The following is a 19,983-nucleotide window of genomic DNA, read 5'->3' as shown; positions in this document are numbered from 1 at the left end:
TTCGACCTATAATTTTACAGATTCGATTTCGGCCGTCAATTTTCGACCTATAATTTTACAGATTCGATTTTTGAACTATTCTCAGCCCTTAATTGGATGGATTACTCATAAAAAACTGTTTAATTACAGGCTACATACCTAATTCAAAAACAATCCTCAAAAACCAAAGAGCTTTGTGAAGTATTATATTAATCAAAAGCATCAATCAACTTATCATTAGACTTTACCACACACCAACAGTAATAAATTAACAGACATAAAATTAATAAATGCCAACACGATTGTCAATATTTTTTAATAATTTATTCGACACAAATAGACATTAGAGAAAAATGGTCGGGACGCATGTCGGGAACCCTGTCAGGGTCGCAAAATTTTGCGACCCTGACATGTACCCCAAAAACGCACCCAAAAATCAATTTGGGCCACAATCACAAAACCTGGCATCCATCATTCGCGGGTTTAAAATTGGCGTCACCAAAAATGCCCGACAAATCAACCCCCATTTTGCATGGCAACCTCGCTATCACGACCACATTATCAGAAATGAAAAATCGTTTTATAACATTTCGAAATACATCATTAACAATCCGGGGAAATGGACTGGTGAAAAATTTTACCAAATGACCTGAATTACCTCAATTACCACATCGATAATTTCGCTTTCAATTCCTGGTGCGTTTCTACCTATATCCTGTTAAATCTGACTTCTGACTTCTGGCTTCTCAACATTCCCAATACTAAAACCGAACAGCAATCTGACGAGAAAAATTTTAAATTTGTATCAATCCCCCAATTGGGTATGTAAACCGAAAGCACGTTCCGTCAGATAGTACAGATGAAAAAATTTCTCAACAAATACCGCGGCACCACTACCCGCGCCCGGTTTTGGGATTACGGATGGAATGCGGCCTATTTTGTAACCATATGCACCAGGGACCGGGAATGTTTTTTCGGGGATGTGGTGGATGGTCGCATGGAATTATCCCCCATCGGGCATATAGCCAATTCGTGTTGGCACGAAATACCCAAACATTTTCCGTTTGTGGTATTGGGGGCGCATGTCATCATGCCCGACCATGTGCATGGCATTATTATCATCAACAAACCCGATGATGGACGCAATCATGGACAGATGGTCGGGGCGCATGTAGGGAACCCTGTCAGGGGCGCAAAATTTTGCGCCCCTGACAGGTACCCCAAAAATCAATTTGGGCCACAATCACAAAATCTGGCATCCATCATTCGCGGGTTTAAAATTGGCGTCACCAAAAATGCCCGACAAATCAACCCCCATTTTGCATGGCAACCCCGTTATCACGACCACATTATCAGAAACGAAAAATCGTTTTATAACATTTCAAGATACATCATTAACAATCCGGGGAAATGGGCTCGGGATAAATCCCGATAATTTTTATGTCACCATATACCCTACGTTTTTTCTCAACAAATACCGCGGCACCACTACCCGCGCCCGGTTTTGGGATTATGGATGGAATGCGGCCTATTTTGTGACCATTTGCACCAGGAACCGGGAATGTTTTTTCGGGGATGTGTTAGACGGTCGGATGGAATTATCCCCCATCGGGCATATTGCCAATTCGTGTTGGCACGAAATACCCAAACATTTTCCGTTTGTGGTATTGGGGGCGCATGTCATCATTCCCGACCATGTGCATGGAATTATTATCATCAACAAACCCGATGATGGGCGTAATCATGGACAGATGGTCGGGGCGCATGTAGGGGACGCGGTCAGGGTCGCAAAATTTTGCGAACCTGACATGTACCCCCAAAACGCCCCTAAAAATCAATTTGGGCCACAATCACAAAATCTGGCATCCATCATTCGGGGTTTTAAAATTGGCGTCACAAAAAATGCCCGACAAATCAACCCCCATTTTGCATGGCAACCTCGCTATCACGACTACATTATCAGAAACGAAAAATCGTTTTATAACATTTCGAAATACATCATAAACAACCCATTAAAATGGTCAGGAAATAAATTTCATCCTTGACCCGAATTACCTCATATACCACATCAATAATTTCGCCTTCAATTCCTGGTTCATTTCTATCTATTTCTATTTTATATCTATTTATATCCTGTTATATCTGGCTTCTGGCCTCTGGCCTCCGGCTTCCGGCATTCCTCAAACGCCAAACAGCCTATCTGCCTTTGTAAGTTTTTCCGAAAATTGTGTAAAACAAAACCGGGTTTCAGGGGTTATTTTTGTGTTTGGTATAACGGCCGAATTGAAATTCAGTTCTTTGGCCCGTCGGGGGGAATAGTCTTTAACGCTTCCCTCAAATACAAATTATTACAAGAAACGAAATGCTTAGAGCGGTTACAAATATGGTTATAACCTTCCTGTTGCTCATCTCGACAACGGGCCTGGCTGTTTCTAAGCATTATTGTGGTCAACAACTGAAGTCGGTTGAGCTGAAACCGGTGGTTGCGGCCTGCTGCGACGAAGGCTCGTGCTGCCACACCGAGACGCAGTTTTTCCGTGTAGACGATGATTTTTTGATGGGCCACACAACCGGGGAACCAGAAAATTTTCATTTCACCGACATTGTTTTACCGTCTCCGATCGATGTGGTAAAACCTTTTGCTACCTTAAGCACGGATACTTCAATAAACTATTCCGATCCGCCGCCATTAGTCACCACCCTCCGCCGATTGGCATTGGTACAAACCTATCTGTTGTGATGCCTCATATGCATAGGCAGGAAGGGGATTTAGTCAATAGTCAATTAGCGATTAGTTAATTAGTGATTAGTCATTAGTGGACAGTGCGAAGTAAAAAGAGTTTAGTTTATTTCAGCTTTCCGGTTAATAGATTAGTCCGGTCACTGTAGATAAAAACCCGGAGGTAAGAAAATAGAAATCAGATACCCGGATAAATAAACTACCTATATCAATTTATTTCTATCTATTTCCATTGTATATCAAAAAATCAATTTTCTGGTTTCCGGCTTCTGGCTTCCGGCCTCTGCCCGTGCCTTTTAGGTATAAAATTCTTAATGTGATAAACTTTCCTGGTTAAATTGGTTTCGTTTCAAAAACTACAACATGCTTAACAGAATAATAAAATACTTTCTGGAGAATAAGCTGGTCACCACCCTGGTGCTTATAGGCCTGGTTGTTTGGGGTATCTCCACCTCACCGTTTGGGTGGGACCTTGGCCCGCTGCCCTCCGATCCGGTTCCGGTGGATGCCATTCCCGATATTGGGGAGAACCAGCAAATTGTATTCACCGAGTGGAAAGGTCGCTCGCCTCAGGACATTGAGGACCAAATCACCTACCCACTCACCACCTATCTGTTGGGTATCCCCGGCGTTAAGAGCATCCGCAGCTCATCGATGTTTGGCTTTTCGAGCATCTACATCATCTTTAAGGAGGATATAGAGTTTTACTGGTCGCGCTCACGCATACTGGAGCGTCTCAGCTCTATACCTGCGGGATTGTTGCCCCGGGGGGTGCAACCCACCCTGGGACCCGACGCCACCGCTTTGGGCCAGGTGTTCTGGTACACCATCGAAGGACGTGACAACGAGGGTAATCCCACCGGGGGGTGGGACCTTCAGGAGATTCGGACGGTACAGGATTTCTACGTCAAATATGGTCTTAACGCCGCCGAAGGCGTGGCCGAAGTGGCCTCGGCAGGAGGATTCGTCAAAGAGTACCAGATCGATGTGGATCCTTCGGCACTGAAAGCTTACAACATACCGCTGAAAAAGATTGTTGCTGCGGTAAAAAACTCGAACCGCGACGCCGGCGCACAAACCATGGAAATCAACCAGGCCGAATATCTGGTGCGCGGGCTCGGAACCATCAAAAGCCTTAAAGATATAGAAGAGACGGTAGTAGAGGTTCACAACCATGTGCCCATACGCCTGAAAGATGTGGCCACCGTCACTGTAGGTCCGGCCACGCGGCGAGGGGCTCTCGACAAAGACGGCGCCGAAGTGGTTGGGGGTGTAGTGGTGGCCCGCTATGGTGCAAACCCGCTGGAGGTTATTGAAAACATCAAGGAGAAAATAAAAGAGATCAATCCCGGCCTACCCCGTAAGGTGCTGGCCGACGGAACCGAAAGTCAGCTGACCATAGTGCCCTTCTACGACCGATCGGAACTCATCTACGAAACGCTGGGAACGCTGGAATCGGCCCTTTCCCTTCAGATACTCATCACCATACTGGTAATCGTTGTAATGATATACAACCTCAGAGCGTCGGTGATGATCTCGGCCCTGCTGCCCATAGCCGTGCTGATGGTCTTCATTGCCATGCGTTATTTTGGTGTTACAGCCAACATAGTGGCGCTGTCGGGCATTGCCATCGCCATCGGCACCATGGTCGATCTGGGGATCATCCTTTCCGAAAACATCGTCAAGCGCATGGAAGAAGCATCGCCCGATGAAAAACTCATCAACACCATATATAAGGGTGCCTCGGAAGTCTCCTCCGCCATTCTGACGGCCGTATCGACCACCATCGTCAGCTTCATACCCGTTTTTACCATGCAGGGTGCCGAAGGAAAGCTGTTTGGACCATTGGCCTTCACCAAGACGTTTGCTTTGGTAGCCGCATTGCTGGTATCACTGATGATTCTTCCCACGCTGGCCCACTGGTTTTTCGGGATTCGTTCGGGCAGTCGCAAAGTGGCGGTATGGGGAAACGGACTATTGACAGTAACAGGTCTTACCGCTCTGATCACAGGTTACACCTGGGGCGGAACCATACTGCTGCTCTTTGGTCTCACGGGGTTAGGAAAACTATTTTTCAAATTACCCGATGCCGGGACAAAAAGATGGTACCATTGGGTTATTCATCATTCCGCCCTAATCATATCTGTCATTGCGGTGCTTTGGCTGCTGGCCGGCTACTGGCTGCCGCTGGGACCGGGGAAAAGCACGCTTCTCAACACATTGTTTGTGGTATTAATCGTTGGGCTGGTTCTGGGTTTCTTTATCTTGTTGGAACGGTTTTACAAGCCTGTATTGCAATGGGCCCTGGAACACAAAGCGGGGTTTCTGACAATTCCCGCCACGCTGGTGGTGGCCGGGGTGGTCATCTGGCTTGGCTTCAGCACCGTTTTTGGCTTTGTGGCCAAAGGCTTCGACACCATTGGTTGGAATATACGTCCCACCAAAGTATGGTCGACGCTAACACATACCTTCCCCGGCATAGGGAAAGAGTTTATGCCGTCCCTCGACGAAGGCAGCTTCCTGCTGATGCCTACATCGATGCCCCACTCGGGCATGGCCTATAACCTGAAAGTACTGGCACAGCTCGACATGCTGGTAAGCGCTATCCCGGAGGTGGAGCTGGCCGTCGGAAAACTGGGAAGGGTTGAATCGGCCCTTGACCCGGCACCCGTATCCATGTTCGAAAACATCATCCAGTATAAATCCGAATATGCGCTGGATGAGCGTGGCCGGCGCATGCGGTTCCGGACCGACAACCGAGGTCGCTTCATCACCCAAAAGGGGGATACCCTGACCAATGATGAAGCACTGGAACAAGGGATTGGAAAAGATGACCTGATACCCGATGACGACGGCCTCTATTTCCGCAACTGGAGAAAACAGATTCAAAGTCCTGACGACATCTGGAACGAGATTGTGAAAGCCACACAAATACCGGGGGTTACCTCGGCACCAAAGCTGCAGCCCATCGAAACGCGTCTGGTGATGCTGCAAACCGGCATGCGGGCACCCATGGGCATCAAGGTTTATGGTCCCGACCTTAAAACCATCGAAGCCTTTGGTATGGAACTGGAAAAAATACTGAAAGAGGTGCCGTCGGTCAAAGCCGAATCGGTATTTGCCGACCGCGTAATCGGGAAACCCTACCTTCACCTAAACATCAACAGGACGGAAATCGGGCGTTACGGTCTGAGCGTGGAGGATGTGCTGCAAACCATCGAAACGGCCATAGGAGGCATGCCCCTCACCTATACCATCGAAGGGCGTGAACGCTACCCGGTGAGGGTAAGATATCCGCGTGAACTCAGAGGAGACCCTCAGGCAATGGAAAACATACTGTTTGCCACCCCATCCGGGGAACAGATTCCTCTAACACAATTGGTATCCATCGAATATGTACGTGGACCCCAGGTAATTAAAAGCGAAGACACATTTCTGACCGGCTATGTACTCTTCGATAAGCGCGATGGATATGCCGAGGTAAATGTGGTGAGCGATGCACAAAAAGCCATTCAGGCGAGAATTGAGGATGGAAGTCTCACCGTCCCGGCGGGCGTCAGCTATAGGTTTTCGGGCAATTACGAAAATCAGGTGAGAGCCGAAAAGCGACTGTCGGTCATTGTCCCTCTGGTGCTGGTTATAGTTTTTCTGATTCTTTATTTTCAGTTTAAATCGATATCCACCTCTCTGATGATCTTCAGCGGCATTGCCATGGCTTTCAGCGGAGGATTCATTCTGTTATGGCTTTACGGCCAGGGCTGGTTTGCCGACTTTTCCCTCTTCGGAACCTCCATGCGCGATTTGTTTCAGGTAGATACAGTTAACCTGAGCGTGGCGGTATGGGTAGGCTTCATTGCCTTGTTCGGACTGGCCACCGACGACGGCGTGCTGATGGGTACCTATCTGGATCAGAGCTTCCGGAAACAGCGTCCTTCCACCATCGGGGAGATCCGCCAGGCGGTGCTGGATGGTGCCTCCCGCCGTATCCGCCCGGCCGTGATGACATCGGCTACCACCATCATAGCGCTGTTGCCTGTGCTCACTTCCACCGGTAAAGGTTCTGACATCATGGTCCCCATGGCCATCCCTTCATTTGGCGGCATGCTGGCCGCTACCATCACCTGCTTTGTGGTACCGGTACTTTACTGTTGGAGGGAAGAAAGCAGAAGACAGAAAGCAGAGGCCAGAAGTCAGAGGTCAGAAGCTAGAGGCCAGATAACTTAAATTCTTCAGACTTCCTGCATCAAAAATGTCGCAAAATTTTAATTTGTCATATATTTATTATCAACACATTAAAAGCAAATACACCCTTAAAACCTTGTTAAATGATAAAATCATACAACGATTTGAAGGTATATAAAAGGTCATTCAAATTAGCTATGGATATTTTTCATATGACCAGGGAATTTCCAAAGGAAGAGCAATATTCTCTGACTTCTCAGATTATAAGATCTTCCAGGTCAATAAGCGCAAATATTTCGGAAGGATGGTCCAAACGTGCCTATGAATTGGTTTTCAAGCAACATCTAATCAATGCATTAGGATCTTGTTCCGAAACCGAAACATGGATTGCCTTCGCAAAGGAATGCCATTACATTGATAATGACACTTATAATCATTTTATCTGTGAGTTAAAAGAAATTGGGAAGATGCTCATCAAGTTACACAAAAACTGGATAACCCATGAAAAATAGAATCAACAGCATAACAATAAGATCCTTAATTACAAAAAGTTTTTATTATACTTCAACTCGTATAGGATTTGAATCTGCTATCCGTTTTCTGACTTCTGGCTTCTGGCCTCTGGCTTCCAAACACCGCATCACGATGATATATGGCTTCATTATGGTCATGGCAGCCTTTGATGTCCAGAGCCAACCCCTCGACTCCCTTTTCGTCCTTGCTGCCCAAAGCAATCCTGACGTTCAGTCCAAATACAAAGCATTTGAAGCAGCGATGCAGAGGATCCCTCAGGTGAAGGGATTTCCCGACCCTACCTTGTCGTTGGGATATTTTTTGTCGCCTGTGGAGACTCGTCTGGGGCCGCAGGAGGTCAAGATTTCGCTTTCGCAGATGCTGCCCTGGTTTGGCACGCTTAAAGCAAAGGAAAAGGTAGCTTCACTGGCGGCCGAAGCGCGCTTTCAGGATTTTATGGATGCCCGCAACCGGCTCTATTACCACGTTGCAGACGCCTATTACGCCATTGCCAAAATAAAAGAGTGGACACGCATCGAAAGAGAGAACGTCAACCTGTTGAAATCGTGGAAAGAGCTCGCCACCCGGAACTATGAGAATGGTGACGGCGACATGGTGGATGTCCTGAGAGCAGACCTTCACCTAAAAGAGTCGGCCACCAATCTGGAAATTCTCAGTCGGGAAGAGCGCCCCCTCCTGGCCCGTCTCAATCAATTACTCAACAGACCTTTGCAGGAACCGGTGGTGACCGATACCCTGAAAATGTTTGACGATGCTTTGACGCCACTCAGCAGAGATTCGCTTCTCCTGCTCCATCCGGCGCTTCAAAAACTCGAGCTGATGGAACAATCGTCCAAAGCAGAGGAAGCGGTAGCCCGCAAAAACGGATTGCCCAGGCCAGGCATCGGCATCGACTATGTGGTGGTGGGTAACCCCTCCGGCCTCCAGGTAGATAACGGAGGCAAGGATATTATCATGCCCATGGTATCAATCTCACTGCCCATATACCGAAAAAAGTACAAAGCTGCTGTCCGTGAGGCACAATTAAACCGGGAAAGCCTCGCCCTGCAAAAAGAGGCAGCAACCAATAATCTGCTATCCCTCTACGAAGAGGTATGGTTCACCATTCAAAAACAGGAACAGCTCATCCAATTGTATGACGAACAGATAAGAGAATCCCGTCAGGCACTCAAACTTTTAACCACCGCCTATGCCAACGCGGGTAAAGACTTCGATGAAGTATTGAGTATGCAACAAAACCTCCTGAAATATGAAAAAAACAGAGCAGAAGCCATAAGCCGGTACAACACCGCACTGGCCCGATTAAGATATGTCACAGGAAGGTAGCCCCCCCTGTAAAGCTGCACAATTTATGGGGCTCTAAAATGCATCTCAACAGAATCACAATACAAACACCAAACACCATGAAAACAGATAAGAAAAACCTCATCACCATAGCAATCGCCGTAACCGTCGGCCTTTTCATCGGTTGGATACGCTTTGGTACTTCCACCAAAAAGGAAGAAACAGAACCATCGTCAACCATAGCCGCCGAACATCATCACGAAGGTGAAGAAACCATCTGGACCTGCTCCATGCACCCCCAGATCCGGCAATCCGAGCCGGGCGACTGCCCCATCTGCGGCATGGACCTCATCCCCCTGGAAAAAGAGGAAAGCAGCGATGACCCGCGGGAGATACGAATGTCACCCGCCGCCATGAAACTGGCAGAGGTCCGGACCCAAACAGCAAAAAAAATGAAGCCGGTAAAAGAGATTCGTCTTAACGGTAAAGTGGCGTTGGATGAACGCCAGGTCTTTTCACAAGTGTCGCACCTTGGGGGACGCATCGAAGCATTGAAGGTAAGCTTTACCGGTCAATACGTAACCAAAGGAACCACGCTGGCCTATCTCTATTCGCCCGAACTGGTGTCGGCACAGGAAGAGTTGCTGGAGGCAGAACGCCGGAAAGAGGAACAGCCCGGCCTTTACAGGGCAGCACGCGAAAAGCTAAAAAACCGGAAACTCACCGATGAGCAGATCAACGATATCATTGCTGCCGGAACGCCGCAGCAGCAATTTCCCATCCTGGCCGATGCTTCGGGATATGTAACCCAAAAGCTGGTGAATCAGGGTGATTATGTCAAAGCAGGCCAACCCATCTACACCATTGCCAACCTGTCTACACTATGGGTAATGTTTGAGGTTTACGAGAAAGATATAACCTGGTTAAAGCCGGGAGATAAGGTTGTTTTTACGACTGCCTCCCATCCCGGAAAAACCTTTCATGGCACCATTTCTTACATCGATCCCCTCATTGATGCCCAAACGCGGGTTACCAGGGCTCGTGTGGAACTCCCCAACCCGGAACTGGCACTCAAACCCGGAATGTTTGTTACGGGTGTTGCAGAAGCCTTACTCCCCGACAGGGAAGAACGTATTGTGGTGCCAAAATCTGCAGTGATGTGGACCGGCAAGCGGTCGGTGGTATATGTGAAAAAGACGGATGATGACTTTGTTCGCTTTGCTATGCGGGAGGTAGTGTTGGGTCCCGACCTGGGCAGCAGCTACATCGTAGAGGAGGGACTGATGCCGGGCGAAGAGATTGCGGTCAACGGAACATTCAGCATCGATGCGGCAGCACAATTGGCGGGTAAACACAGCATGATGAATCCCCGGGGAGGAAAAGCTGACTCCGGACCTGACCATGGAAACATGGCTTCCGACCAGATGGCAAACAGGAACCGTAACCATCAGAAGGAAGACATTAATTTAGACGACAACTATAAGACACCCCAACAATTTAAAAAGCAGCTTACCGATTTTTTTAATCAATACATAAAAATGAAGGATGCCATGGTTGCATCGGATGCCTCAAAAACAGCTTCCGAAGCCCGGGAAACACTAAAGGCTCTCGAAAAAACCGACATGTCGTTACTGGAGGGGGAAGCTCATATTTTCTGGATACAGAACCTTGACACCATGAAAAAGGCACTGCAAGTTATCAGTCAATCAAAAGAGATAGATATCCAGCGAGAGGCTTTTGTGGATTTTAATCCAATACTATACCGGAAAATCAAAGCATTGGGTCTGGACGGAGAAACCGTTTACTACCAGTTTTGCCCCATGGCCAATGACGATCAGGGCGCATTCTGGCTGAGCAATGAGGAAAATATTCGCAATCCCTATTTTGGCGATATGATGCTGGAGTGTGGCGAGGTGAAAGACAAATTGGACTTTTAAAACGGAAGGTATTACATTGCATCAAAACAATCTATATCACAAAACGTTACACTTAGCAGGCAGATTCATTGCAAAATCCGAAGATGGTGGTCAGACCCACCCAATATACACGATAAGTCAATCAATTATTAATCATTAAAAACAAAATACCATGAAACGAATAATGTTAAGTTTGTTAACTCTGTTGCTGATAGCGCCGATGGCTATGTTTGCACAAAGCAAAACAGAAAAGTTTGAAGTCAAAGGCCAGTGTGGCATGTGCGAAAAAAGAATCGAAAAAGCTGCCAAATCGGTAGAAGGTGTCACTTCGGCCGACTGGAATTTAGAGACCAAGATGCTGGTTGTGACCTTTGATGACACCAAAACTCAATTGGACAATATTCAAAAGGCCATCGCCAAAGCAGGTCATGACAACGGAAAACATAAAGCACCGGATGAAGTTTATGACAAACTTCCGGGATGTTGCAAATATGACCGTTCGGATGTAAAGAAGGAATAAGTTAGTCCGAAAAAACATTAAGATTCAGCGAATAGCCGTCCACATTAATTGGGCGGCTTTTTTTGGGCACCTTCTCAAACGTTTAATGGCCTTCGGTTATCTAAGAATCTGAGCTTATCTGATACTATTCAAATAAACTTCCAACATTGTATATCCATCATCCGATATTTTGTTCCTATCCGCGTCATTAAAGGGGTCAAGCCCATTTTCCACTTCCCAATCATCGGGCATCCCATCATGATCTGAATCTTTAGGTGGTGTAAGGCTGTTAAGGACAGGCCATCCTCCAACATCCCTTTGAGAATCGATAATCCCACATTTCTTTTCCAAATCCAAAACTTTATGTCTCTTTTTATAAGAAGTACCTTCAAATGTGGCATAGCCATTTCTAACCTCATCAATAATACGACAGTCTACCACGTCTCGTTTAGGTAAGACGGCCCCCACATACTCAAGTACTAATTCATATGCTTCCTCCGCCGTTTGTTGACTTATGGGCATAGAAGGCCATGGTTCTTGAAGTCTTATCTTATCCAATGCAATAGAAGTTTGCACGCCACCGTTCCAGTTATCAATAGTCACCTGTTCATTGCCCACAACTACATTTTCGGCAATATACCATTTTCCAAAATCGGTATCACTTCTGGCAGAAGGACTGGCTATTCTATACATTACTTTTCCCGGTTGAGTTGCCGGACCAGGTTTGAAGTAATTAGCCACTATATTGAAAACTGAAAAATTGAATTTTTCTTTTCCAAATTGTTGTTTTTCTCCGCCATAACAACTGTTATACCCCCAATTATATATTACATTGTTTCGAAAGTCGGTATAACCGGAGCCCGAAGCCATCCTGGGATTACGGCTTGAATGGTGCGCCAACAGGTTATGGTGATAGCTGCCGTAGTTACTTCCCCAGATACCACCAAATCCATGTGATCCTTTTTTATGATTGGAACCACTCAGGCTTTCAGCAATCAGACACCACTGAACGGTAATACTATCGCAATGATATACCGACAGGCATTCATCCACGCTCCAACTGGTTGAGATATGATCTAATATGACATGTTTGGTGTACCTGCTTGATACAGCATCATAATCCTCTCCCGATTCATCACCCAAGCGCACCCGCATATAGCGAATAACTACATGATCTGCCTCAATGATTATGGGATACCTTCGGATACATATACCATCTCCCGGGGCCGTCTGCCCTGCAATGGTAATATAAGGGTGTTTAATTCGAAGAGGACTTTCCAACACAATAGTTCCCGAAACCCTAAATACAACCGTTCTCGGTTCTTTCGCTTCAACGGCAGCCCTTAAACTACCTTCTCCCCTGTCATTTAAATTCGTCACTTCGTAAACAACGCCTCCCCGTCCGCCTTTTGCGTATTTCCCATATCCTTCGGCTGTAGGAAAGGCCAATTGTTGTGCTTCACAATTTATTACTAGAATAATTGAGAGAAAACATAATATACTTTTCATCCTAAAAACTAGTTTTGTTATTGATCTCATAGAACTCGCATGCTGGAACATTTTTTTCAGGTTCTTTTTAATACAATGGTTGTCATGCTCGTTTCAAAAAGTAAGTTTAGAAACCAACCGTTGCAATGATAAAAGGAGCCATTTACCACCACAAGCATTAAAATTCATTGTTTGTATCGTTTTTTGTATTGTGAAGGCGACAATCCAAATTTACTGCGAAAACAACGACTAAAATAGCCGGCATCATTCATTCCCACCATAAATGCCACCTGGCTGATACTATAGTCTCCCATTTTAATTAACTGAGCGGCCCTTTTCATTCGCATGTCACGAATAAATTCGATAGGTGCCATCCCGGTCAAAGTTTTAAGCTTTTTGGAAAATACACTTCGGCTTACCCCCATTTCCGCCACCAGATTTTCCACCACCAATTCATTATTGTCCATATTTTTTTCCATAAAACGGATCAATTTGCGGATGAATTCATCATCCATTGAAGTAACCTGCGGTTGAGAGGGTTCAATTTGGATGGGCTCCTCCTTTCCATTCATATTTTCCCGAAACACCATTTGTAACTGTCTTTGGCGTTGTAACAGGTTTTGCACACGAGCCATGAGATATGAGGTGCTGAAAGGTTTCGTGATATAAGCATCTGCCCCTTTTCCCAATCCCTGCAACTTACTCTCCAAATTGGTACGGGCTGTAAGGATGATAAAAGGAATATGAGAAGTCTCTATATCCTGCCGGATACGCTGAAGCAAGGTAACACCATCCATAACAGGCATCATAAGATCACTAATAATAAGATCAGGTTGATTCTCTTTGGCCTTTTTCCTTGCCTCGGCACCATTGCAGGCTTCGATGACATGGTAGGATTTGACAAGTGAATCCTTAATAAAATTGCGTACTTCCCGGTTATCTTCCACTAGGAGTACCGAACTCAATTCGGAGCAAACATGGTCGGCCTCCTTTTCCGAGGAATTGATTGCAATATCGTCACAAGATTGGTTGGCCTCAGCATTAGACCAAAAAAACTTAGAGGTATTCATTATCTGTACCTCTGCAGAGAAATGATCCAGCCCTTTTCGGAATAAGAGCCGGAACTCTGTTCCCTCTCCGGGAGTACTATTAACCAAAATACGCCCATGATGCATCTCCACAAACTCTTTAACAACGGCCAGACCAATACCACTACTGGACTGGAAGGACGTTTTTCTCAGAGAACCGTTTTCAAAGCGTTCAAATAAGCGATTCATAACTTCCGGTGAAATTCCCTTCCCATCGTCACAAATGGCAATTACAACCTGATTCTCCGCTTCATCAATGCAGACCGTTATTCGATGGCCGTTGTCAATATATTTAAACGCATTGGATAACAGGTTAAAAATAATCTTTTCAAATTTGTCTACATCTACCCACAAATAGGCATTTTGCAACCGATTTTCAAGGGTAAAAATAATCTTCTGATCAATGGCTCTGAACCGAAAATGATCCATCACCCTTTTGACCAATGGTGCGACATCTATTTGCTCCACCATGAGCTTCATCTTCTTATGATGGATTTTTACAAAATCCAGAACCTGATCAATAAGCCGTAACATCCTGTCACTATTCTTTTTGATGACATAAAGGCGCTCTTTGGTAGTAACAGACAAATCATTTTGCTTTAGTACTTCTTCCAAAGGACCGTTGATCAGTGTCAGGGGCGTTCTTAACTCATGCGAAACATTGGTAAAGAAATCGAGCTTCATTTGGGCCAACTGATGTTCTAATTCGGCTTTATGTCTTAAACGAAGGATGGTCGTCAACACAAAACCGCCCCAAAATACAATGGCCAAAAACAAAACAATATAAATGACATATGCCCAAGTAGTAACCCAAAAAGAAGGACGAATAATTAAAGGCAGGCAGCGTTCATTATCGACCCACACGCCGTCACTGTTGGTCGATCGGACTTTAAAGAGATATTCCCCATGTTGGATATTAGTATAGGTAACCCCTCTTTGGTGGTCTATGTATCTCCATTCTGCATCGAAACCCTCCAGCTTAACAGCATATTTCACAAATTGAGGATACTTCATGTCGAGAGCTGCAAAACCGATGGAAAAAATATTCTGTGAATGTTTCAATACGATTTTATCCACCACATCAATGGGTTTAGGCAGAGGACTCCCTTCGCCGACCTCTACTATTCGGTTAAAAAGACGAAACTCAGTAAATCTAAGGGGAGGAACAAATGAGCTTTTAGATAACATGTCGGGATGAAACCATAGCACCCCCTGTTGACTTCCAAACCATAATTTACCTTTACTATCCTTAATATGCGCGGCCTCAGAAAACCTAATTTCATAAAAATAATTCGCTTTATTGTAGTTTTGAAAAGTTTTTGATTGCGGATTAAAGCGGGAAAGTCCATTTTCAGTTGTGATCCAGATGTTTCCCTTACTGTCTTCCTGTAAGGCCAGCAAAACATCTGAGGGTAAGCCATTTTTCACAGTAAAATGTTCAAAAAGAGGTATCGAATCCTCCGAGAACTCCACCAGCCGATTCAATCCTCCGCCGAAAGTAGCAAAGTAAAGGTCGCCATTGGAAGCCCACAGAATATCGTGGACATCGTTATTACTCAGGCAGCTTGAATCTCCGGGGATATAGGTAAAATGGTTAAAAACAAGATTTTCTCCCTTTTCAAAGTTAGCATCAAACATAACCACTCCCTTGGTAGTAGCCGCCCATATCTTATTTTGAGGGCCATAGGTAATAAAACGCACCCTAAAACTCTCATCTATGGGATAATTTCTGAAATGATTCCTATAGTTGATGAATTTCAATTTGTGATCTGGCTGATAAGGTTTTTCAACTAAATTAATACCTCCTCCAAGGGTAGCAATCCACAAGCGTTCCTGGGCATCCTCGAAAATATGATAGACATTATTGTTGCTCAAGCTATAAAGATCTTCTTCTCTGTTTTTATAATGAAAAAGAGAATAAGCAAACTCTTTGGTATCAGTACCAGGAACCGCCATAATTAGTCCCTCCCCTTTGGTGCCGATCCACATAACCCCATTTCTACCTGGAACCAATGAATAAGCCGGAGCGTCGAAATAACGTTTTTTTTCATGAAGTTTTCCATCCATTCCCAGAAAACCTAACAAACGGAGGTTGGAATCATAAATCAATATTTCATTGGATTTAGTGGCGATCCAAATGCGCCCCTGATGATCTTCGGCAACGGCTCTGACATGATTATCATTAATATTATCGGGCGACTGATTAGGAATCAAAAAATTGAAATTCCCATGTGGGAAAACAAATTTTTCCAGTCCTTTGGCACGCGTACTCATCCATAAATTACCCTGATAGTCGGAATACATAGAATGCAATCGATCGGAAATGTGCATAGATTTCTTTTTACTGCCAAAGAAGGGAACTAACTGGTCATTTTTCCGATCAAAATAGAAAATGCCTCCTCCCAAAGGATGAATCCATAACGTTTGATTAATATCTTCATGCGCCATAAAATTGGGGTTATCCGCATCACTCACAAAATGGCCCTTTAAATCGTAATAAGAAATTTGACCGGTTAATTTATTGAATCTGGCAAGGCTGTCGATATCCTGCTGAATCCAAACGTCCCCATGGCTGTCCTGGTAAGTAAAAAGTATATCATCACTCTTCAGTTTATTTCTGGACTTTGTAGAGAAATAAACAAATCTTTTTTCATGATTTCCATTGAAAACGAAAAGACCATCGTTATCGGTAGCAATCAAGCATTCTTTATGGCTAAGTAAATGCAATGCTATTATTTTGGCCTTAGAAGGTAATTTTAGAAAAGAGAATTGTTGTTTGTTTTTATCGTAAATACAAATATTTCCTTTATCGGCACCGAACCAGATCTCCTCACCGAAATCGGCAGCAACAAAAAAGGCCATTGGTTGCTGCCCGATTTGAGAATTTTGAACAAAAAACAATTGTGGAATAGTATCTTGGTTAGAAGTAATTCTTCCTATTCCGTTGTTTGTGAGTATCCACTCATTCCCCCCGTTATCTTGAAAAACATCATGAACCTTGTTGGTGGCAAGATTTTTTCTTGTCAGGGAATAAGGATAAGCCACCATATTGAAAGAGCTGGTATCCGTAACAACACGAAAGGCCCCCCGGTCAGCAGTTAACAGCCAGGTAGCTCCCCCGGGAAGGGTTATTAATCTATCTATCCTGAAATCCTCATTCTCCAGACTGGGAACATTAGCAAATTCTTCCTTCATCGGATCGAACCGACAAACATTTTTCCCATAGGTCAATAACCAGATAAAGCCATATTTGTCCTCAGCTATATAGTCGATCCGACTGCTGGAAATATCAACTTCATCCCCTGGTTTAACTTTAAAATTGGAAAACTGATAACCATCAAAACGACTTAATCCATTCCAGGTTGCAAACCACATAAATCCCCGACGATCCTGCAAAATACTCGTAACGGCATTCTGAGACAATCCATCAACAGTTGTATAGTGCGTCCAATGATAATTTTCCTGCGAAAAAGAAAAAGCACCTGGAAGCAACCATAAGCACAAACAAAGAAAGCCAAATGACATTTGCCATTTGGTTTGAAAGTAAATTCCTTTCACACAATAGAATCGGGCATATATTTTAAAAAAACCGTTCACAACCGGATGATTTCACATCATTAAGGGAACCGGTACCAGGTTAAAATGAACAGACACAATTAGTGTTTAAGCTCCCCAGGTACCAGTATTCCCAAATAAACAGTACAGTAAAGATAATACTCAGAATTGATTATTGAATCCTTACTTCCGATTGATCTACCCGGCGACCGAATCTGATCAAGGCACGAATATCCTCATCACCCGATTGAGAAAAGTTAACTTTCCGGGTTTTTGCCCCCAATATGTAAATAGATTTTTCTTGTTGGGTCTTAAAGCGAAAGTCTTCCACATTAATGTTTTTCCCATTAAACATTATTAATGCCGGTCCTTTTTCTACCGTAACATGAACATTTTTTAACACAATACCATCGGCATCGATAACGGAAATACCCTTTACAGCTCGTAACAAGGCATTTTCCAACTGGACATTTTGCAGATTCATTTCGGGCAACCCCATAAAAAAAGCAGCATTACCAAAACCGTTGGCTCTAATGTTTTTCATAAAAATATTTCTAAAGGCAGGGGTCTCTTCGGTTACCGGTGCGGGTTCATTTTCCTGAATATCAGGAACACTATTACCTCCATCATCCAAAACGGGTGACTTTCCGCCATAAAAAAGATTGAACCGAATGGGTTCGGTAGGTATATCTATCATATCGATATTTGAGATATAGATGTTTTCAACCACACCTCCCCTTCCACGGGTGCTCTTAAACCGCAGTCCAACGTCGGTACCAATAAAGGTGCAGTTGGAAACATGAACATTTCTAACGCCACCCGACATTTCGCTGCCAATAACAAAACCTCCATGACCGTGATATACCACATTATTTTTTACCACCACATTTTCGGTAGGGACAGCACGTTTTCGGCCATCTTCATCTTTTCCGGATTTGAAACAAATGGCATCATCCCCTACATCAAAACTGTTATTATAGATTACCACATTTTTACAAGATTCCAGGTCTAACCCGTCGCCATTTTGTGAATACCAAGGATTGCGTACGGTCAAATTTCGGATGGTAACATCCTCGCACAAGAGTGGATGAATATTCCAGGCAGGCGAGTTCTGGAAGGTGGGCCCGTCTAACAAAACGCGTTTACACTCCTTAATGCTGACCATAACCGGACGGAGGAAATCTCTAATTTTTTCAAAATCTTCTTTTCTTTCCAAATCAGGGACATTGAAATTATCATGGCTATCACCGGCTTTTGACTTTTCTGAAGGATACCAGATCTGCCCGTCGTCACTGAGCACCCCTCCGGAATTAACCAGTTTCTTCCATTGGCTTTCCGTTAATTTACTTTTCTTAACCGGCCGCCAGGCATTGCCATTGCCGTCGAAAATACCTTTCCCTGTAAAGGCTATATTTTCGAGGTTATGGGCATGAATAGGGGACATGCACCTGAAAGTATTTAGTCCTTCGAAGATTGTTTCGATTAACGGATAATCCTCGAAGTCGGGGCTAAACCGCACCACAGCCCCTTGCTGAACATGAAGATCGATATTGCTTTTCATGATGATTGGCCCGGTCAGCCAAATCCCTCTGGGAACAATCACGCGACCTCCACCTTTCTCCGCAACATAATCAATAGCTTTTGCAAAAGCCTCACTGTTATCGGTAACGCCATCCCCTACTGCGCCAAAATCGACTATAGAGACCTTTAAATCAGAGAAAACAGGCTCTTTTACTCGGGGCATATCAAATTCCAGATCCTGGTAAATGAAATCTTCCGCCTCCTTAAAAGAATTACTGAATTCTTCCTTACAACCAAAATTGGCGGTGACAATAAAAAAGGTCACACCAGTTATTAAACAAATTCTACCAAAAACATCTCTGATTTTCATTACTGTAATTTTTTTAGACCATTAAAAACTAATTGAGCCACAGCCATAGCACCTTCCGGTTGGAAATGAGTATTATCTTTTTGCCCGTTCGGATAGGCTTCATATTTTCCTTCAGGAAGGTTCATAAAGTAGTGCTCGGTAACATATTCTCTACCAACACGGGAAAAATGTTCCATTGATAATTGGTTTAAATCAATGAATTTTACATTCATTTCATTGGCTACCTCTTTTACTGCTTCAGGATAATCGCCATGAACATTCACCAATCGACCATCGATCCAAGGGTAATTTCTGGCAACAGGGGTGAGTAAAACGGGAACACCTTTTTTTTGCCGGGTTTGAGATACAAACAACCGCAAAAACTCTTTGTATCCTTGAATGTTTACATGCCTTTCCGGCTTATTTTCAGCCGCATCATTGTGTCCAAATTGAATCAAAACCAAATCCCCGGGTTGGATATTCTCATAAACAAAACGCCATCGTCCTTCCTGAAAGAAAGTCCTGGTACTGCGTCCTCCCCTGGCCCTGTTTTCAACAATAATACTATCAGCAGGAATAATATTGGCCACTAAGGGGAGACTATCCTGTACGAAAAAATGTTGAAAAACCTGCCCCCATCCCGTAACGGGGAATCGTTTTGACAAGTAGTCCTCTTCCAAAGCATAATTAGCCATAGTAGAATCCCCTATTAACCAAATTTTTTTTATATCCTTCTTCTTGTTTCCTTCACTACAGCTACAAATAATTATAAAAACAAGAACAATTTTAAAAAGCGTTTTAAACCTGTTTTTCATAATCTCATCCATAAAAGCTGCTAACAAATAGCT

At 44.3% G+C, this 19,983-nt stretch carries 13 protein-coding genes; 9 read left to right on the top strand and 4 right to left on the bottom strand.

What is annotated here, in order from left to right; genetic code table 11:
• Positions 1–389 precede the first annotated feature (389 nt).
• The 9 genes from ACT29H_RS13280 to ACT29H_RS13240 all read left to right on the top strand — a co-directional run bounded on the left by ACT29H_RS13280 (position 390) and on the right by ACT29H_RS13240 (position 11,155).
• Positions 390–632: a transposase gene (locus ACT29H_RS13280; RefSeq protein ID WP_444822125.1), complete on the top strand. Its 243-nt coding sequence runs from the start codon at positions 390–392 to the stop codon at positions 630–632.
• Positions 633–838: 206 nt separating this feature from the next.
• Positions 839–1,414, top strand: a complete 576-nt coding sequence (locus tag ACT29H_RS13275; RefSeq protein WP_444822124.1) for a transposase — start codon at positions 839–841, stop codon at positions 1,412–1,414.
• A 157-nt stretch (positions 1,415–1,571) separates the two neighbouring features.
• On the top strand, positions 1,572–2,024 hold the full coding sequence (locus ACT29H_RS13270) for a hypothetical protein (protein ID WP_444822123.1): 453 nt from the start codon (positions 1,572–1,574) through the stop codon (positions 2,022–2,024).
• 317 nt (positions 2,025–2,341) lie between these two features.
• Positions 2,342–2,719 (top strand): HYC_CC_PP family protein, encoded by a 378-nt coding sequence (locus ACT29H_RS13265; protein ID WP_444822122.1) that lies wholly within the window; start codon positions 2,342–2,344, stop codon positions 2,717–2,719.
• A gap of 363 nt (positions 2,720–3,082) precedes the next feature.
• A complete protein-coding gene (locus ACT29H_RS13260) occupies positions 3,083–6,943 on the top strand; it encodes an efflux RND transporter permease subunit (protein WP_444822121.1) in 3,861 nt (1,286 codons plus the stop codon).
• 101 nt (positions 6,944–7,044) lie between these two features.
• Positions 7,045–7,413, top strand: a complete 369-nt coding sequence (locus ACT29H_RS13255) for a four helix bundle protein (protein WP_444822120.1) — start codon at positions 7,045–7,047, stop codon at positions 7,411–7,413.
• The gene (locus tag ACT29H_RS13250) at positions 7,403–8,761 is read left to right on the top strand and encodes a TolC family protein (RefSeq protein ID WP_444822119.1); all 1,359 of its coding nucleotides are present in this window, start codon (positions 7,403–7,405) and stop codon (positions 8,759–8,761) included. The genes ACT29H_RS13255 and ACT29H_RS13250 overlap by 11 nt, the downstream gene beginning before the upstream one ends.
• Positions 8,762–8,838: 77 nt before the next feature.
• Positions 8,839–10,656, top strand: coding sequence for an efflux RND transporter periplasmic adaptor subunit (locus tag ACT29H_RS13245; RefSeq protein WP_444822118.1), 1,818 nt, complete (start codon positions 8,839–8,841; stop codon positions 10,654–10,656).
• A gap of 151 nt (positions 10,657–10,807) precedes the next feature.
• Positions 10,808–11,155 (top strand): heavy-metal-associated domain-containing protein, encoded by a 348-nt coding sequence (locus ACT29H_RS13240; RefSeq protein WP_444822117.1) that lies wholly within the window; start codon positions 10,808–10,810, stop codon positions 11,153–11,155.
• A gap of 114 nt (positions 11,156–11,269) precedes the next feature.
• On the opposite strand, the gene ACT29H_RS13235 is transcribed toward ACT29H_RS13240, so the two are convergent.
• The 4 genes from ACT29H_RS13235 to ACT29H_RS13220 form a co-directional block, all read right to left on the bottom strand.
• On the bottom strand, positions 11,270–12,643 hold the full coding sequence (locus ACT29H_RS13235; RefSeq protein WP_444822116.1) for a pectate lyase family protein: 1,374 nt from the start codon (positions 12,641–12,643) through the stop codon (positions 11,270–11,272).
• A 164-nt stretch (positions 12,644–12,807) separates the two neighbouring features.
• Positions 12,808–17,235 carry a hybrid sensor histidine kinase/response regulator transcription factor gene (locus ACT29H_RS13230; protein WP_444822115.1) on the bottom strand — a complete coding sequence of 1,476 codons (4,428 nt, stop codon included), beginning with the start codon at positions 17,233–17,235 and terminating at the stop codon, positions 12,808–12,810.
• 202 nt (positions 17,236–17,437) lie between these two features.
• Positions 17,438–19,156, bottom strand: coding sequence for a glycoside hydrolase family 28 protein (locus ACT29H_RS13225; protein ID WP_444822114.1), 1,719 nt, complete (start codon positions 19,154–19,156; stop codon positions 17,438–17,440).
• Positions 19,156–19,950 carry a rhamnogalacturonan acetylesterase gene (locus ACT29H_RS13220; RefSeq protein WP_444822113.1) on the bottom strand — a complete coding sequence of 265 codons (795 nt, stop codon included), beginning with the start codon at positions 19,948–19,950 and terminating at the stop codon, positions 19,156–19,158. The genes ACT29H_RS13225 and ACT29H_RS13220 overlap by 1 nt, the downstream gene beginning before the upstream one ends.
• Positions 19,951–19,983: the final 33 nt, after the last annotated feature.

It is taken from the genome of Thermophagus sp. OGC60D27, from assembly GCF_052400625.1.
GTDB lineage: Bacteria > Bacteroidota > Bacteroidia > Bacteroidales > Marinilabiliaceae > Thermophagus.
This window is presented reverse-complemented; position numbering and strand designations above follow the sequence as displayed.

Excerpts from the sequence above, each read along its gene's own strand:
- ACT29H_RS13280 (WP_444822125.1), top strand. The coding sequence starts at position 390 with ATGTACCCCAAAAACGCACCCAAAAATCAATTTGGGCCACAATCACAA.
- ACT29H_RS13275 (WP_444822124.1), top strand. The coding sequence starts at position 839 with ATGAAAAAATTTCTCAACAAATACCGCGGCACCACTACCCGCGCCCGG.
- ACT29H_RS13270 (WP_444822123.1), top strand. The coding sequence starts at position 1,572 with ATGGAATTATCCCCCATCGGGCATATTGCCAATTCGTGTTGGCACGAA.
- ACT29H_RS13265 (WP_444822122.1), top strand. The coding sequence starts at position 2,342 with ATGCTTAGAGCGGTTACAAATATGGTTATAACCTTCCTGTTGCTCATC.
- ACT29H_RS13260 (WP_444822121.1), top strand. The coding sequence starts at position 3,083 with ATGCTTAACAGAATAATAAAATACTTTCTGGAGAATAAGCTGGTCACC.
- ACT29H_RS13255 (WP_444822120.1), top strand. The coding sequence starts at position 7,045 with ATGATAAAATCATACAACGATTTGAAGGTATATAAAAGGTCATTCAAA.
- ACT29H_RS13250 (WP_444822119.1), top strand. The coding sequence starts at position 7,403 with ATGAAAAATAGAATCAACAGCATAACAATAAGATCCTTAATTACAAAA.
- ACT29H_RS13245 (WP_444822118.1), top strand. The coding sequence starts at position 8,839 with ATGAAAACAGATAAGAAAAACCTCATCACCATAGCAATCGCCGTAACC.
- ACT29H_RS13240 (WP_444822117.1), top strand. The coding sequence starts at position 10,808 with ATGAAACGAATAATGTTAAGTTTGTTAACTCTGTTGCTGATAGCGCCG.
- ACT29H_RS13235 (WP_444822116.1), bottom strand. The coding sequence starts at position 12,643 with ATGAAAAGTATATTATGTTTTCTCTCAATTATTCTAGTAATAAATTGT.
- ACT29H_RS13230 (WP_444822115.1), bottom strand. The coding sequence starts at position 17,235 with ATGTCATTTGGCTTTCTTTGTTTGTGCTTATGGTTGCTTCCAGGTGCT.
- ACT29H_RS13225 (WP_444822114.1), bottom strand. The coding sequence starts at position 19,156 with ATGAAAATCAGAGATGTTTTTGGTAGAATTTGTTTAATAACTGGTGTG.
- ACT29H_RS13220 (WP_444822113.1), bottom strand. The coding sequence starts at position 19,950 with ATGAAAAACAGGTTTAAAACGCTTTTTAAAATTGTTCTTGTTTTTATA.